The sequence below is a fragment of the Micromonospora craterilacus genome (genome assembly GCF_003236315.1).
In the GTDB taxonomy this organism is placed as follows: Bacteria; Actinomycetota; Actinomycetes; order Mycobacteriales; family Micromonosporaceae; genus Micromonospora; species Micromonospora craterilacus.
This window is the reverse complement of the sequence record NZ_POTY01000531.1, coordinates 1-736: the sequence shown is the minus strand read 5'-3', so window position 1 is coordinate 736 and position 736 is coordinate 1. Positions and strand designations below refer to the sequence as shown.

Genomic DNA, 736 nt, shown 5'->3' with positions numbered 1-736 from the left:
AGTCGGTGGCCGTACCCCGGGGTGGGTTGCGGGCCCGGTTCCTCACCGCGCCCGGTATGGGGGAGGGCGTGCCCGGTCGGCGGTCGCGGGCCCGGACCGGGCGCGGGCGGACCACCGCCGCGCGGGTGCCCGCCGGGCGTCCCGGCGCGCTGCACCTGCCGGCGACCGTGCGGGCCGCCGCACCGCACCAGGCACACCGGGGGCGCACCACCGGACCGCTGCGGCTGCGCGCGAGCGACGTGCGGGAGGCGGTCCGCGAGGGGCGGGAGGGCAACCTGGTGCTGTTCGTGGTGGACGCCAGCGGCTCGATGGGCGCGCGGCAGCGGATGTCGGCGGTCAAGGACGCCGTGCTCGCGCTGCTCACCGACGCGTACCAGCGCCGGGACAAGGTGGCGGTGATCGCCTTCCGGGGCGCCGGCGCGCAGACCCTGCTCCCGGCCACCTGCTCGGTGCTGGCCGCCTCGACCCGGCTGGCCGAACTGCCGACCGGGGGGCGTACCCCGCTCGCGGAGGGCCTGCTCGCCGCCGCCGAGCTGCTGCGCCTGGAACGACTGCGGGACCCGAAGCGACGTCCCCTCGTCCTGGTCGTGACCGACGGCCGGGCCACCGCCGGCCCCGACCCGCTGCGCCGGGCCGACCGGGCGGCAGCGGTCCTGCGCACCACCGGCGCAGCCTGCATCGTGGTCGACTGCGAGTCCGGCCCCGTCCGCCTCCACCTGGCCCACCGCCTCGCCAC

General features: G+C 79.1%; 1 protein-coding gene. It reads left to right on the top strand.

Annotation, left to right across the window (positions count from 1 at the left end; all coding sequences use genetic code 11):
* Positions 1-736 (top strand): VWA domain-containing protein (locus C1I95_RS34275; protein ID WP_146605955.1); only part of this gene is annotated, 736 nt, incomplete at both ends.